Origin of the sequence: Pseudarthrobacter sp. NamE2 (genome assembly GCF_005796205.1) — a bacterium.
Lineage (GTDB): Bacteria > Actinomycetota > Actinomycetes > Actinomycetales > Micrococcaceae > Arthrobacter.
The window spans coordinates 299401-312775 of sequence record NZ_VAHN01000002.1 but is presented as its reverse complement, the minus strand read 5'-3'; the positions used below and the strand labels follow the sequence as shown (position 1 = coordinate 312775).

The 13375-nt window shown below is 66.6% G+C and carries 12 protein-coding genes; 5 read left to right on the top strand and 7 right to left on the bottom strand.

The features are described from left to right. Positions 1-17 precede the first annotated feature (17 nt). From mnmA to FDW83_RS04395, 3 genes are all read right to left on the bottom strand, one after another. Entirely contained in the window at positions 18-1145 is a 1128-nt protein-coding gene (gene mnmA, locus FDW83_RS04405; protein WP_138136366.1) for a tRNA 2-thiouridine(34) synthase MnmA, read from the bottom strand. Between the two features lie 132 nt (positions 1146-1277). Beyond that, complete coding sequence (locus FDW83_RS04400; protein ID WP_138136365.1) at positions 1278-2507, bottom strand: cysteine desulfurase family protein; 1230 nt, start codon at positions 2505-2507, stop codon at positions 1278-1280. 55 nt (positions 2508-2562) lie between these two features. Further along, the gene (locus tag FDW83_RS04395) at positions 2563-3153 is read right to left on the bottom strand and encodes a hypothetical protein (RefSeq protein ID WP_240720838.1); all 591 of its coding nucleotides are present in this window, start codon (positions 3151-3153) and stop codon (positions 2563-2565) included. 275 nt (positions 3154-3428) lie between these two features. Here FDW83_RS04395 and FDW83_RS04390 point away from each other — a divergent pair, with 275 nt between their 5' ends. From FDW83_RS04390 to FDW83_RS04375, 4 genes are all read left to right on the top strand, one after another. Further along, the gene (locus tag FDW83_RS04390; RefSeq protein ID WP_138136363.1) at positions 3429-4370 is read left to right on the top strand and encodes a J domain-containing protein; all 942 of its coding nucleotides are present in this window, start codon (positions 3429-3431) and stop codon (positions 4368-4370) included. A gap of 21 nt (positions 4371-4391) precedes the next feature. Then, complete coding sequence (locus FDW83_RS04385) at positions 4392-4859, top strand: tRNA (cytidine(34)-2'-O)-methyltransferase (RefSeq protein WP_138136362.1); 468 nt, start codon at positions 4392-4394, stop codon at positions 4857-4859. Between the two features lie 199 nt (positions 4860-5058). Continuing rightward, positions 5059-5667: an ECF RNA polymerase sigma factor SigK gene (gene sigK, locus FDW83_RS04380; protein ID WP_138136361.1), complete on the top strand. Its 609-nt coding sequence runs from the start codon at positions 5059-5061 to the stop codon at positions 5665-5667. A 10-nt stretch (positions 5668-5677) separates the two neighbouring features. Continuing rightward, entirely contained in the window at positions 5678-6532 is an 855-nt protein-coding gene (locus tag FDW83_RS04375; protein ID WP_138136474.1) for an anti-sigma factor domain-containing protein, read from the top strand. A 90-nt stretch (positions 6533-6622) separates the two neighbouring features. On the opposite strand, the gene FDW83_RS04370 is transcribed toward FDW83_RS04375, so the two are convergent. From FDW83_RS04370 to FDW83_RS04355, 4 genes are all read right to left on the bottom strand, one after another. Further along, positions 6623-7399, bottom strand: coding sequence for a PIG-L deacetylase family protein (locus FDW83_RS04370; protein ID WP_138136360.1), 777 nt, complete (start codon positions 7397-7399; stop codon positions 6623-6625). A 4-nt stretch (positions 7400-7403) separates the two neighbouring features. Further along, positions 7404-8357 (bottom strand): electron transfer flavoprotein subunit alpha/FixB family protein, encoded by a 954-nt coding sequence (locus FDW83_RS04365; protein ID WP_138136359.1) that lies wholly within the window; start codon positions 8355-8357, stop codon positions 7404-7406. A 14-nt stretch (positions 8358-8371) separates the two neighbouring features. Further along, entirely contained in the window at positions 8372-9163 is a 792-nt protein-coding gene (locus FDW83_RS04360) for an electron transfer flavoprotein subunit beta/FixA family protein (protein ID WP_138136473.1), read from the bottom strand. A gap of 240 nt (positions 9164-9403) precedes the next feature. Next, positions 9404-11020, bottom strand: coding sequence for a S1C family serine protease (locus FDW83_RS04355; RefSeq protein WP_138136358.1), 1617 nt, complete (start codon positions 11018-11020; stop codon positions 9404-9406). 288 nt (positions 11021-11308) lie between these two features. On the opposite strand from FDW83_RS04355, the gene FDW83_RS04350 reads away from it, so the two are divergent. Beyond that, positions 11309-13354, top strand: a complete 2046-nt coding sequence (locus FDW83_RS04350) for a TPM domain-containing protein (protein ID WP_138136357.1) — start codon at positions 11309-11311, stop codon at positions 13352-13354. Positions 13355-13375 lie beyond the last annotated feature (21 nt).

Sequence of the window (13375 nt, the reverse complement as noted above, 5' to 3'; positions counted from 1 at the left end):
AGTCTATGGGCAGGGAGTTAGAGCGCAGCGCGATGGAGGGACCGGGCGGCGTCGATGGTTGCCTGCCCCAGGACGCGGGTCCCTTGGTAGAGGACCACCGTCTGCCCGGGGGCCACGCCGCGCAGCGGGTCTGCCAGCCGAACCACCAGCTGTCCGGAAGAGTCACCGCCAAGCTCCATGCGGGCGGTCGCGGGAACCGGATCACCGTGGGCGCGCACCTGGGCGTAGCAGTCGAACTCCTCGCCGGAGTCAACCTCGGCGATGGGCAGGCCGGCCCACGACACCTTGATGCCGCGGATCTCGTCGATAGCGAGCAGCGCCTGTGGTCCCACAACCACCTTGTTCTCTTTGGGCCTGATCTCCAGCACGAACCGCGGCTTGCCGTCGGCGGCGGGAGTGCCGAGCTTCAGGCCGCGGCGCTGGCCGACGGTGAAGGCGTTGGCACCGGCATGTTCACCCACCTTTGTCCCAGTTTCGTCCACGATGTCGCCGGTGGTCATCTCGATCTTTTCAGCCAGCCATCCTGCGGTGTCGCCGTCAGGGATGAAGCAGATGTCGTGGCTGTCAGGCTTGTTGGCCACCGACAGGCCGCGGCGCTCGGCCTCAGCCCGCACCTCCGCCTTGGAGGGGGTGTCGGCCAGCGGAAACATCGAGTGCTTGAGCTGTTCGTGGGTGAGGACACCCAGGACGTAGCTTTGGTCCTTGGCCCAATCGGCGGCGCGGTGCAGTTCGCGGTTTCCGTCGGCATCCTCGATCACCTTGGCGTAGTGTCCGGTGCAGACGGCGTCGAAGCCCAGCGCGATGGCTTTTTCGAGCAGCGCCGCGAACTTGATCCGTTCGTTGCAGCGCATGCACGGGTTGGGGGTCCGGCCAGCGGCGTACTCATCGATGAAGTCCTGGACCACGTCCTCCTTGAACCGCTCTGAGAAGTCCCAGACGTAGTACGGAATGCCCAGCACGTCGCAGGCGCGCCAGGCGTCGCGGGAGTCTTCAATTGTGCAGCATCCACGGCTGCCGGTCCGCAGGGTGCCCGGCATCCGTGACAGCGCCAGGTGGACGCCGACGACGTCGTGCCCGGCCTCGACGGCGCGGGCGGCGGCAACGGCGGAGTCGACTCCGCCGCTCATGGCTGCTAGAACTCGCATGCTGGCTTTCTGTTGTTGTGGGGAGGGTGCGGGCCGACGGCCGGAAGAGACGCGCCGGCCAGGCGGGCGTGCGGAAACAATGTTCGCCTGTCTATTCTACGGCCTTCTGCGAAACCGCACTCCAATGTGCGGTCAGCGGCCTGCCTGGCCCTGCCGGGCAATGGTGCCGGCGGTTTGGATCGAGGACTCATGTCCGGCCATGCCTGCCTGCCGTGCCCTTGCATAAGCATCCGGAAGGGCCGCCAGCAGGACATCCACGTCCGCCTGGGTGGATGCGTGGCCGAGGGTGAAGCGCTGGGCTCCCCTGGCCGTTTCCTCGTCCAGCCCCATGGCCAGCAGCACATGTGAAGGACGCGGAACGCCGGCGGTGCAGGCGGACCCGGTGGACGATTCCACGCCGGCAAGGTCCAGGAGGAACAGCAGTGAGTCCCCCTCACAGCCCGGAAAAGTGAAGTGCGCGTTCCCGGGCAGCCGGCCGGCGCCCCGCGCACCGCGCAGGACGGCGTCGGGCACGCGCTCCAGGACGCCGTCAATCAGGCGGTCGCGCAGCGCTGCGATGCGTTCAGCTTCCGTGGCGAGCGCCGCCGTCGCAGCTTCGGCCGCAGCGGCGAAGGCCGCGATGGAGGCCGTGTCCAGGGTGCCCGAGCGGACGTCCCGTTCCTGTCCTCCGCCGTGCTGGACCGGCGTCAGCTTCACCGCCCGTCCCAACAGGAGCGCGCCCACCCCCACCGGGCCGCCGATCTTGTGCCCGGAGATGGACATGGCGTCCAGGCCCGACTCCCGAAAATTCACGGGAAGCGAGCCGAACGCCTGCACCGCGTCCGAGTGCACGGGAACCCCGGCAGCATGCGCCAGCTCCACGATGCGGTGGACCGGCTGGATGGTGCCCACCTCATTGTTGGCCCACATCACCGTCACCAGTGCGATGGAGTCCGGCTCGCGCGCCAGCTCCTCCCCGAGGACTGCCAGACCCACCACGCCCTCCTCATCAACGGGCAGCCAGGTCACCTGGGCGCCCTCGTGCCGCTCCAGCCACTCAACGGTGTCCAGCACCGCATGGTGCTCGACGGCGGAGCAGAGGATCCTGCGCCGTGCAGGATTCTCTGCCAGCCGGGACCAGTAAAGGCCCTTGACGGCAAGGTTGTCCGACTCCGTCCCACCGGATGTGAAGATCACTTCGGACGGGTGGGCACCCGCGGCCGCGCCAACAACCTCCCTGGCATCCTCCACCGCTCGACGCGCACGGCGCCCGGAGCCGTGCAGGGACGAGGGGTTCCCGGTGCGGGTGAGTTCGCGCGTCAGGGCAGCCAGGGCCTCGGCCGAAAGCGGGGTGGTGGCAGCATGATCGAGGTAGACGGGCACCTGTTAATTCTAGCGGCCCCGCCTCCGGCGCCGGGTGGCCTGCCGGGTTCCGCCGCTAGTTCGACGGCGGCAGGACCGCCAGGTGCGCGGATACATCAGCACGGGCGGCGGCGAAGGACGCAACGTCCGGACAGGATACCGAGACGTAGACGGACGAGCCGGCCGTGCCGAACAGCCGCGCCAGGACCGCTGCGGCCCTGCCGGCGGGCGGCGCCGCCTGCTCCAGCACCAGCACTTCCACGCGGCGCACCGGCCCATTCCGGTTGTCTCCCCAGCGCAAGCCCTCTGTCTTCAGGTAGCCAGGCAGGATGGTCGGGTCCAGGTACTCGAACAGCGCAACAGTCGATTCCCGGTCATCGCCGCGGGCAAGCGTTCCCTGGTTGTTGCGGACTTTGGTTGATACCAGGCAGCCGTCGGCTTTTACATACTGGCTCTCGCCCGCCACCTTGTCCTTGACCTGCTTCCAGCCGGGCGCATCCTTCAGCCCGTCCGAGATGCCCACCGGCACACCGCGGGCAAGCGTGCTGCCTGCGGCAAAGGGCAGGTCCCGGGCGGCCACCGCTTCGGCGTCATGTCCGGGTTTGATGGTGGGCGTGGCCAGGGCCGGGGCGCTCTCCACAAGGGCCGGAACACTGGGGTGGGGCATGTCAACGCTGCAGCCGCTGAGGAGGATACCGCCCACTCCAGCCGTTACCGCCGCCCTTAGCCATCCGGCAACGGCCGGTTGTCCCGCCGTCGGCATCCCCATGTCCACCCCGCTGCATCTGCCACCGCCCCTCCGGCCGTGCCCCCATGAGTCTAGACTGCGGGCAGGCGGGGAACCCGTGGAACCGTGGCACTCGTTATCCCAACAGGACCGGCGTTCGGCTGGCTAGACTGGGCTGGCCCGGCCTTCGGTGCCCACGAGAGAAGGATGAGTGCTTGACCGAGCGCAGCAGCTCCCACTACCAGGTCCTGAAGGTGGCTGTAACTGCCACGGATAAGGAAATCAAGGTGGCCTACCGCCGCGCTGCCCGCACCGCGCACCCGGACCACGGAGGTGATGCGGCCACGTTCCGGCGTGTTACTGCGGCCTACGAAACCCTCATCGATCCCCAGCGCAGGAAGGCATACGACCGGTCCTATGCCTCCGGTACCTACAGGGATACTCCTGCCGACAATGAACCGCATTTCGATGCCCCGCCGGCGGGCAGCCGTGCATCTGCCACCGTGCACCGGCCCGGCAGCGGCAGGTACACCGCCGGCGACCCGCCAATCTATACGCCGCCCTACGACGGGACCGGCGTTCCGTTGATTCCGCTGGCGGAGGCCGGCCAGCAGGTCCACGGTATGCCGCGGAAGCGCGGTATTTTTGGCGCCGAAGCCCGGATCCAGCGGGAAATGCGGACCGTCCAGCTCCTGACCCGCCAGGTGCTGCCTGCAATTCCGGCGGCCCGGCTGATCAACGGACTCCAGTCGCCGGCGGACAACAGCCACATCGACCACGCCGTCCTGTCGGGCTACCGGCTGGCCCTGGTGAACTCGATGCTCCTGCCGCAGGGCGCCTACGCCTGGAACGGCAGCACCCTGAACCACGGGGCACGTACCATCGCCCCGCCGCGGCTGGACCACCTGGTACGGGCCATGCAGGACATCTTCCCGGAACTGAATGTCACCGGCTGGACCGTGGTCCTCAGCCCCAGCGGAAACCTGCACGAGCCCGTCATCGACCACCACCGCCGCCCGGCCGGAGCCCTGGAGCCCGTGCAGATCGTCAACGGGGCCGGCATGGTCCGGGGCATCAAGGAGTTCCTCGCGTCCGGGCCGGCCCCCAACACCGTCAACGTTCCGGTCCTGGCCAGGCTGCTGCGCGGCATGCACTAGCGCTGTCGCTAGGATGGACGTGTGTTCCGCATTCTTTTCCACGAGCCCGAAATCCCCGGCAACACCGGCAACGCCATCCGCCTCGCCGCCATCACCGGCGCGGAACTGCACCTCGTGGAACCGCTCGGCTTCGACTTTTCTGACGCCAAGCTGCGGCGGGCCGGCCTCGACTACCACGACCTCGCTGTCGTGACGGTGCACAATTCCATCGAAGACGCGTGGCAGCACCTGCAGCCGGAACGCGTATACGCCTTCACGTCGGACGGGACGTCCAGCTACACGGATATTGCCTACCAGCCCGGCGACGTCCTTATGTTCGGCCGGGAGTCCGTGGGCCTTCCTGCCGAGTTGAAAGCCGACCCGCACGTCACAGCCACGGTGCGCCTGCCCATGCTTCCGGCCCTGCGCTCGCTCAACCTGGCCAACGCCGCCTCCATCGCCGTGTACGAGGCCTGGCGGCAGCAGGGGTTCGCGGGCGCGTGCCGGTAGCACCTGCAGGCCGGGCCAAAAAATCCGCCCCTGCCCACCCATCCACGCCCGGGTCGGCACCGAACTGCTTCCGGGATGAGGTGCAGCGGTGATCGAGGAGCGGCAGGTGACATTACTAGGGACAGGTTCCCGGGCGGAGCCCTACAACCGCGGCGGAACCGCTGAGGATTCGCCGCCGGGAGACTTATGCTTGGTAGTAATGGAAACTCCCAACGCGCCACATACCGAGGCTTCCGCCGCGGTCACAGATCCGCCGGCTGAGCTTAGCCATCGTCTAGCGGTCCTGCTGGGGGGAATTGCCCGGCGCGACCAGGCGGCCTTTGCGGAGTTCTACCAGCTGACGTCGCGGCGGGTGTACGGCATGGCGCGCAGGGTACTGGTTGACCCCGAACTCAGCGAGGACACCACCCAGGAGGTTTTCCTCCAGGTGTGGCAGAACGCGGCGAAGTTCGATGCCCGGGCAGGCAGTCCCCTCTCATGGCTCATGACCATCTCGCACCGGCGGGCGGTGGACAGGGTGCGGTCATCGCAGTCGTCCACGGACCGCGAGGCCAGGTATGGAGCCAGCACGCAGGACATCGACCACGACTCGGTGTCCGATGAAGTGGGCAGCAAACTGGAGGCGGAAGCGGTGGTCCGCTGCCTGGGGACGCTGACCGAAACGCAGCAGGAGTCGGTGCGCCTGGCATACTACGGCGGGCTTACGTACCGGGAGGTCGCTGAACGGCTGAACGCTGCAGTACCCACCATCAAGTCCCGCATCCGCGATGGACTGATCCGACTGAAGACCTGCTTGGGGGTGAGTTGAGATGACAGAAATGAACCATGGGCGTAACGGCCGTCCCGGCGCGTTTAGCGATACCGTTGCCATGGACCTGGCCTCCGGCCGGGCAGTGGATCTGGCGGAGCTGTACGCACTGGACGCCGTCACGGACCAGGAACGCCAGGCAATTGAGGACTATGTCTCAGCCGCCCCGGAAGCGGAACGGGCCGCATTCCTGGCGCGGGTCCGGCAGGCGCGTGAAACGCTCGCCATGACCTTCCGGGTGGAAGAAGAACCGCCCGCAGACCTGTTCAACCGTATCGTCGCCCAATTGCCGGCGGAGGCTGCGCAGCAGGAGGAAAAGCCCGACGCCGGCACTTCCGTTCCGCTGTCCGGTCGGGCTGCCGTGCCGGGAAGCGGAGATGAACTTGCCGCCGCACGGCAGCGGCGGAAGGAACGGCGCGGGCCCGCCGGGGCGCGCCGGTGGCTTGCCGGGGTGGCTGCGGCAGCCGCCGTCGCCCTTGGTGGCGTTGGTGTGGGCTCCTACATCGCCGACCAGAACGATCCCTTGAACCAGGTTGTCCGCGCCGGCGACCTTCGTGAGGCTTCCGTGGATGTCTCCGGGGGCGGCACGGCCACGCTGTTGATTTCTCCGTCCGAGGACGCCGCGGTGGTCAAGATGAACGGTGTGCCCGCCCCGCCGGAAGGCAAGGTTTACCAGATGTGGCTGATCCCCAAGGACGGGTCGGCGCCGGTGTCGCAGGGACTCATGGACGAGGATGCATTGTCAAAGCCTGCGGTGGTGCGGGGAATCTCTTCCGCCGCCGCCTTGGGAATCACTGTAGAACCGGTGGGAGGGTCCCAGTCCCCCACCATGCCGGCCGTCGCCGCGGCGCCGCTGGGCGCGTAACAGGCGAAGCAGCGAGCAGAAACGCCCGGTACCCTTCCAGCGGGATTGGGGACCGGGCGTTCGGCTACGACAGGCTGCAATCAGGCGATGCTAGAAGCCGGCAATCGTCCCCGGTCCGTTAATGGCAACAATATGGAACGCCTCCGCGCTGCTGCCTTCAGGCAGGCCGGCGCGGACAGCGTTTGCGCGCAGGCCATGGCGGACGGTGGTTTCCATGGACTCAACGTCCGGATGCTGGCTCACGTGGACGTGGATGGCGGCCAGTTTCGCATCCACCTGGCTGGTGACATCCACAAAGTGGTTTTCGCGTTCCTCAGGGCCTGCATACAGCCAGAGCCAGGGCAGCTTGTAGGCCTCCAGGCCGGATTCCGCGAGTTCCGGATAAGCGAACGGGTTCTCCACGGCCGGATAGACGGCACGTGTCACCGCCTCGCCCACGGCAAGGTGGTCCGGGTGGCTCTTCTGGATCCGACGCCAGTTCCGCTCCGGGTGCATGGACAGCACGACGTCGGGCCGGATCTGCCGGATCAGCCGCACCACGCCTTTCATCACCTCGTGCGAGGGTTCGAGGTACCCGTCGCGCTGATGGAGGTAGTGGATGTCCGAAACGCCCACCAGTTCGGCCGCCCGGCGCTGCTCGGCATCCCGCATGGCGATGATGTCCGCCCTGTGCGCGGGGTCGAATCCGCCGGCATCACCATCCGTCATGATGCAGTAGCTGACCTGGACGCCGGCCGCTGTCCAGGCGGCAACGGTGCCTGCCGCACCAAAGTCGATATCGTCCGGATGGGCCGCAAAACAGAGCACCCGCTCAACCCGGTCCGTGGACGGATTGAACGGGCTCTGTGCCTGTGTGGAGGCAGCCAAAGAGTCAGCCTTTTCGCTTCCTGATCTCCGCGGTTGCCTGGGGCAGCACGTCGAAGACGTCTCCGATGATGCCGAAGTCCGCGATTTCGAAGACCGGTGATTCGGCGTCCTTGTTGACGGCAACAATGACCTTGGCGGTCTGCATGCCGGCCTTCTGCTGAATGGCGCCGGAAATGCCTGCGGAAATGTACAGCTGCGGCGATACGGTTTTGCCGGTTTGCCCCACCTGCGCGTCATGGCTGATCCAGCCGGCATCCGTGGCTGCACGCGATGCACCCACCGCAGCACCCAGGGCATCGGCGAGTTCCTCGACAGGTCCGAAGTCGCCGTCCAGGCCGCGTCCGCCTGCCACCACGATGCGGGCGTCCGTGAGGTCCGGGCGGCCGCTGGCCACCTTTTGCTCGCGGGCGGTGATGCGGGCGGCTGCAGCGGTGGCGCTGGCAGGCACCTCCACCGTGGATGTCCCGGGTGCCGAGGGGGCAACAGCCGGCTCCGGGTTGACGTTGTTGGCCTTCAAGGTCACAACGGAGACGGCCGTCTTCGCCTTGCAGGATGTGTTGTAGGACCCGGCAAGCACGGACTTGTGTGCGGTTCCGTCCGCATCCACCCCTACAGCGTCCGTGATGACACCGGCGTTCAGGCGGATGCCCACCCGGGCCGCAATTTCCTTGCCCTCGGGCGAGTTGTCCAGCAGGACAATTCCGGCACCGGCGGATTCGGCGGCAGCTGCGACAAAAGCCGCCTTGGGCGCGACCAGGAAGTCGTCAAGGTCCCGGGCCGAGGGGCGCAGGACCATGCTGACGCCGTATTCGGCGAAGTCGGCCGCAACGCCGTCGGAAACATCTCCGTTGACGGCAACAACGCTCTCGCCCAGGGTACGGGCCAGCGTCAGCAGTTCCAGGCTGCTCTTTTTGAGCCCGGCGCCTGGGTTGTCAAGAAAAACGAGTACTTTTGCCATGTCTGTGATCCCTCTTAGAGCAGCTTCTGTGCGGCCAGGAAGTCAACCAGCTTGATGCCGGCGTCGCCTTCGTCGGTGATGATGGTGCCCGCGGTCCGCGGCGGGCGCTCCTCGGCGCTGAGCACGCTGGTCCAGGAACCGGCGTGGCCCACCTGGGCCGGGTCCACGCCGATGTCAGCAAGGGACAGCGTGGTGATGCTCTTGCGCTTGGCCGCGATGATGCCCTTGAAGTTGGGGTAGCGGGGCTCGTTGATCTGGTCCGTCACGGACACGACGGCGGGCAGCGGGGCCTCGACAGTCTCGCTGGACGTGTCCGCGTCACGACGGGCGGTCAATTTACCGCCGCTGACCTCGAGCGAGGAAGCGAAGGTGACCTGGGGCAGGCCGAGGCGTTCTGCCAGCTGCGCCGGAACCAGGGACGTCTCGCCATCGGTTGAGGCCATTCCCGTGATGACCAGGTCCACCTGGCCCAGGTGGCGGACGGCTGCCGCGAGCGCCAGCGAGGTGGCGGCGGCGTCCGAGCCGGCAAGGGCGTCGTCGGTAAGGTGGACGCCCTCGGTGGCACCCATCTGGAGCGTCTTCTTGATGGCGTTGACGGCACCGGCCGGTCCCATGCTCAGGGCGATGACCTGGTTGCCTGCCTTGCTGCCGCCCCGCGCCTCGGCCAGCTGCAGCGCCGCCTCGAGGGCGTATTCGTCGAGCTCGGACAGGATGCTTTCACCGCGGTCCACGGTGTTGCCCTCACCGTTGAGGTGGCGGTCGAACTGGGCGTCCGGTACATGCTTGACCAGGACGACAATCTTCAATGTATCTTCCACTGTATTGACAGCAGCCTTCCATGCTTGTGGACAGCCAGCCGGGTGAGGTCGTGGCCGCGGGATGCCCGGCATACGGGTAGCTCCTAGCTAACCATATTGGCCGCGCCATATGACGCCCCGTTAACGCCTGTGTCAGTTCTCTTCCGGCCGGCAGAAGGAACGACGGCGGCGCCCCCGCCCGGGTGGGGACGCCGCCGTCGTAATTCCTTCTTCATCCGTCCGCAGGGCCTAGCCGGCCGCGGTGCCCAGCGTGACGTCGAACGTCTGTTCCTGGCCGTTCCGCTGCACGGTGATCTTCACCTTGGAGCCGGCAGGCTGTTCACGGACCGCCGCCGTCAGCTGCTCCGGTTCGCCGACCACGAGGTCGTTGAACTTGGTAATCACGTCGCCCACCCTGATGCCGGCCTTGGCTGCGGCTGAGTCGGGCTCAACGGTTGCCACGTCAGCCCCTACAGAGAACTCCGACGACGAACTGGACACCTTGCGCTTCACGCTCACGCCCAGCTGGCCATGCGATGCCTTGCCGGTTTCGATGATCTCCTCGGCCACGCGCTTGGCATGGTTTATCGGGATGCTGAAACCAACGCCGATGTTTCCGCTGGTGGACGACGCGCTGGAGCCCGCCGAAGCGATGGCGACGTTGACGCCGATCACCTCGCCTTTGCTGTTGACCAGGGCGCCGCCGGAGTTGCCGGGGTTAATGGCTGCATCGGTCTGGATCACGTTGATGGAAATCTCGCCCTGTTCCGCCGTCTGCTGGCTTTGTCCGCCGCCCGGAGGCGCGAACTGGAAGCCGCCCTCGTCGTCGCCCTCCGCGTTGTCCCCCTCTTCGGGAGCTGCCGCCGACGCCACGCTGATGGTCCTGTTAAGGGTGGACACGATGCCGTCGGTGACTGTCCCTGTGAGGCCGAGCGGCGAACCGATGGCGATGGCCGTATCACCCACGTTCAGCTTTCCGGAATCGCCAAAAGTGGCAGGCGTGAGTCCGGCGCCGGCATCCACCTTGATTACGGCGAGGTCGGAGAGCGGATCCGTCCCCACCAGCTTGGCGGGGATGACGCGGCCGTCGCTGGACCGGACTTCCAGTGTGGCGTTCGCCGTCTGACCGTCCAGGGTGACCACGTGGGTGTTGGTGAGGATGTGTCCCTGGTCGTCGAGCACGATGCCGGAGCCGGTGCCGCCGTTGCCGCCGCTGGCGGCACTGATGGTCACGACGCTTGGTGATGCCTTAACAGCCGCTGCCGTTATCTCGTTGACGGAGTCCTGGTTATTGACGATGACGGTTCCGGGCTGGCTGTTGCTGATGGTGCTGGCCGGGGACCCGTTGCCGCCGAACAGCTCGTTTGAACCCACCGTTGCAACGCCGCCTCCCACAAGGCCTGCCGCGAGCATGCTTGCAACCAGGGTTCCCACGCCGAAGCTGGCCTTACGGCGCGGCGCGTCCTTCGGGTTCGGTACGAAGCCCACCGCACCCCCATGTACCGCGTTGTGTTGCTGCTGGTAGGCCTGGGGGTTGTACTGCGGGTACTGCGGGCCGTGCTGCTGGGGCTGCCCGTAGCTGGACTGCCCGTAAAAAGGCTGGTGCCGCGGATAGACCGGGCGGTTTGCTCCAGGAAGCTCCTGGGTGGGATTCTCCGGGTGCCGGTCCAGCGATTCTGCAGGGTACTCCCGCCCGGCGCCGGCGCTGTTGCCGCCGCCGGGCTGATCGGATTCCTGACCGGAAAGGCCGCCCCCGGGCCGAGCCTCCGCGGGATGCTCCTCCTGCTGCGCGGAGGGCTGCTGCCAGGGATCCTGGCGGCCCGGGCGCCCCTCGGGAGCCTGGCCGGGAGTGTTGTTCTCAGTCATGGGACTTCCTTTCATCCTCGTCTGCAATTAACTATGGCCCCCTTGACTGGAACAAGCTCGGATGTTTGCTGAGAGCTTTCTGATGGCCTTCCCTCATGCCTCTATCGGGCGGTGTAAGCGTTTCGCTGGTGGCATAGTCGCCTTAATGGACGGGCTGTGGGGTGCACCATAGAATCAAGATGAATTGCCACAGCGACCTGCGGCTTCACACCAAGCGTGGGGGCGCTGTTGGATTCTGAGACGATCGATTCGTCCCGAATCGGTGTCAGGCGTGCTGAAGGGTTGCAGATGCGGTCAAAGTTCAAACGTGTACTCGCCGTGATCGGCCTGACCGGGCTGCTGGCGGTGCCCGCCGGCATGGCCTGGGCTGAACCACCGGTGACGCTGGATCCCGCTACCAAAATCGTCGACTCGGCAGGCGTGCTGGGTGGAGACAAGCCAGAAGTCGAAGCCGCCATTAAGAAGCTGGGTACCGATCACGCTACCGTCCTTCACGTTGTTACCGTCAAAAGGTTTGAAGACCCCGCCGATCGCGAAGCCTGGACAGACGCGGTAGCTGAAAAAGCCGGGCTCGGGCCCAACGCACTGATTCTGGCCGTGGCTACCGACAGCCGGCAGTACATCCTCAACAAGGGTGGAACCAAGCTCACCGATGAACAGATTGAAAACATCAAAAGCACCGCAATCGGTCCACAACTTTCCAACGGTGACTACGCCCAGGCCGCAATCAACGCTGCTGAGGCTGTTGGCAACGCAGCAGGCGGTGGCAGCGGAAAACTCTCATCGGGTGATGGAGCCGGCACAGCCGTCCTCGTCGGCACCGGCGTAGTGGCCGCCGGCGGCGCCGGCGCGTACCTGTACTACCGGAACAAGCGCAAGAAGGCCGCCGGGCAGGCATCGTCTGCCAGCTACGGCCCGCAAGGCGACGCCCAGGTTGATCCGCTGGCATCGCTCAGCATCGAGGAACTGCGCCGGAAGAGCGGATCCTTGCTGATCGAGGCCGACGATGCCATCAAGTCCAGCGAGCAGGAGTTGATGTTCGCCCAGGCCCAGTACGGCGATTCCGCCGTCGGGAACTTTACCAAGGCGCTCGACGAGGCCAAGGCCCACATGTCGGAGTCCTTCAAGCTCCAGCAGCAGCTCGACGACCACATCCCGGACACCGAAGAGCAGCAGCGGACCTGGCTCGGTGAGATAATCCGGCGCTCTGAAGCTGCGCTCGCGTCCCTGCAGGAACAGAAGGCGGACTTCGATGCCCTGCGTGAGCTTGAGAAGAACGCCCCGCAGGCCCTGGCAAGAGTCAACGCCGGAGCCCGCGAAGCTGATGCCAAGATCGCCAGCGCCGAGCAGACTCTGACGACCCTCCGGAGCAAGTACGCCGAAAGCGCGCTGACCCAGGTGTCGGACAACATCCTGCAGGCCAAGGAGCGCCTGGCATTTGTCCAGAACGCCACTGCCACGGCCCAGCAAAAGCTTGCCGAAGGCGAAGGCAGCCTGGCAGCCGTCGCGGTCCGTGCCGCTGAGGAAAGCCTGCACCAGACGAACGTGCTGCTGGACGCAATCACCAAGGTGTCAGCCAACCTCGATGAGGCGCGGAACAGGCTGGAAGCAGCCGTTGTGGACACCTCGCAGGACCTGGCCCAGGCGCGCGCCATGATCCAGTCCGGATCCCACGCCGAACTGGCCGGACCCGTTGCGGGCGTGGAGTCAGCGCTGGCACAGGTCAAGGCGGAAATCCAGGACGGCAAGATCGACCCCATCGCCACGCTGCAGCGGGTGGAAACCGCGCACCAGTCGCTGGACCAGGCCCTCACCGGCATCCGCGACCAGCAGGAACAGTCCCGCCGTGCACAGGCCTCACTCCAACAGACCATCATGGCCGCCCAGGCCCAGATCAGCGCCACGTCGGACTACATCACCGCACGCCGCGGCGGCGTGGGCACCGAGGCCCGGACCCGGCTGGCGGAGTCCCAGCGCAACCTGGACTACGCACTCTCCATCTCCCGGACTGATCCCGTCACCGCCCTGACCTATGCACAGCAGGCCCATGCCCTCGCGGCACAGGCAGCGCAGTTGGCGCAGGCAGACGTAGACCACTTCGACGGCTACGCGGGCCAGGGTTACGGCCGCGGCGGCATGTTCGGCGGAGGAGGCGGCGGCCTGGGCGGCGCCATCCTGGGCGGCATCCTGATTAACTCCATCCTCAACGGCGGCGGTCACGCGGGTTGGGGTGGCGGCCATAGCGACGACGGCGGCGGCTGGGGCGGAGGCGACTTCGGCGGCGGTGATTTTGGCGGCTGGGGCGGAGACTCGGGCGGAGGCGGCGACTTCTAGCAGCGGCACGACTTGGTGCCT